Annotated in this window: 2 protein-coding genes; both read left to right on the plus strand. The window is 27.4% G+C overall.

All coding sequences use genetic code 11. From position 1 onward, the window contains the following. On the plus strand, window positions 1-140 hold a 140-nt coding region (locus ACJDTP_RS27295), incomplete at its 5' end, for a PTS system mannose/fructose/sorbose family transporter subunit IID (RefSeq protein ID WP_406762992.1). A gap of 613 nt (window positions 141-753) precedes the next feature. Continuing rightward, entirely contained in the window at window positions 754-1,701 is a 948-nt protein-coding gene (locus ACJDTP_RS27300; RefSeq protein ID WP_077857063.1) for a GNAT family N-acetyltransferase, read from the plus strand. Window positions 1,702-2,073 lie beyond the last annotated feature (372 nt).

A 2,073-nucleotide genomic window follows, 5' to 3' on the forward strand; every position in this document is an offset into this window, starting at 1 on the left:
GCTTAATGCCAGGATTAGTTCCGCTTTTACTAACATTTTTATGTATGTATCTATTAAAGAAGAACGTGAATCCATTAATAATAATCTTTGGATTATTTGCAGTAGGTATTTTGGGCGTAGCTTGTGGAATATTACAGTAGATATATAAATATCAAATAGATAAACGGTTAAATTAGATAATATAGTAAACTTCCTTAAAAATAGAACCCGCAATATATTAGCATGGTATGTAGAAATATCAACAATATATTGTGGGTTTTGTGTATAAGTATATACTAAATCCGACTTTTGTGGATAAAATTTATGCATTAGGTCCAAGTATATAGCTACAATAGTAAATTTGCATTTAATATCTGAATAATGTAAGTTCACAATCAAGATTAAATCTAGAAAACCAATATTAGTATATATGGTGCTATAAAAATATGAAATATATAATCTCTTATATATTTTAAAAAGAGAGGGTTATTTATGAAACTAGAGTATAATTATATTGCTTTTCTAATTATCAATTTTTAGTTAGTGTAAGAAGGGGTATAGGGTTATGAGGTGGAACTTATGTAACCAGTAATAATCTTCTATATAGAATTTAGAGAAATATAATTGATAAGAGTAACTAAGATTACAGCAAAAAGGAAAATTAAAATAAGTGTTGAATGATTATATAGGAATGTTGAATAGTGAAATTGAAAATAATAAATAATGGATTAAGAATCGAGAAGACAGATTTTCATAATTGTAGAGGGGAATTATATGGAATCAAACATGAAAGTAAAGATACAAGGAAATAGATCGAATAAAACAGAATATTTAATAAGAGATATGGATGATATTATCATTGGTAGATTCAGTACTGATGAATTAACTGGTAGAAGCAAAACATGTAACGTCAATCTTAAGTTCTATAGAGAATATAATTATGAATTATTAAGTGATACACTATCGCTTATATTAAAGGGAATATTTAAAGATTCGAATATTTTTAAGGTTAACATAAAAGTTCTTGAAAAAATAGACTTAACTGCATTTTTAGATTTAGGTTTTACTCTAGAAGGAATATTTAATGAAAATGAATATTTTCAAGGTGAATATCTTGATGAACTGTCATTTGGTATAACTAGAATTGAATATGACCAAATGTGCAGGTATTCATTAGTGGAATTAAAAGGGGAAAATATAATTCTTAGAAATCTGACTCCTAGCAATGCTCAAGAAATGTTGGATTATTATAAAAGAAATAAAAATTACTTGGCTCCTTTCGAACCAAGTAGAGATAGTGATTTCTACACAGTTGAGACACAAAGAAAATTGTTAAATAAGAGTTATAAGGAATTTTTGAATGGAACAAGTGTAGATTTGGGTATTTTTAAAGAAGAAAAATTGATTGGAAAGATAAAACTTTCACGAATTATATATGGATCGTTGAAGAATGGCATATTAGGTTATTCAATAGATGAAAATGAGCAGGGGAATGGCTATATGCAAGAGAGTGTAAAACTGCTACTAAATTATGCGTTTAAAGAATGTGGTCTTCATAGAATAGAAGCATCAGCTTTGATAAATAACAAAAAATCCAAAAATGTATTAACTAAATGTGGATTCAGATTAATTGGAGTAAATGAAAAATATCTATTAATTAATGGAAAGTGGGAGGATCATGAGACCTATTATATATTAGAAGAATACTTAAATAACTATTAACTATACCTAGCGTATCAATAGTAGAAATGAGAAGAAAAATGGAGTTTGGTATAGGTTTTAAGATTTAAATGGTATAAATGATGATTTTTGCCAGAATGGCTAATAGACTATGTGTTAAGATAAAACACGTCGCTAAGAGACATAAGCAAAACAACTTAAAAGGAAAAAGATTTTCTAGAAAAGTTGTTGACAATGTCGAATGGTGATGATATGATAAAATCCTCGCTAAGAGATGCAAAATTAATAACTTAAAGCTAATAGAACTACTGAAAAATGAGTTCAAAAAGTTTTTTGAAAAAGTTGTTGACAAGCTTCGAAAGCGGTGATATACTGAGTAAGCTGTCAGAAACGACAGATAACAACAAAACATTA

The sequence above is a fragment of the Candidatus Clostridium helianthi genome (assembly GCF_045310795.1).
Taxonomy (GTDB): Bacteria; Bacillota; Clostridia; order Clostridiales; family Clostridiaceae; genus Clostridium; species Clostridium helianthi.

Excerpts from the sequence above, each read along its gene's own strand:
- ACJDTP_RS27300 (WP_077857063.1), top strand. The coding sequence starts at position 754 with ATGGAATCAAACATGAAAGTAAAGATACAAGGAAATAGATCGAATAAA.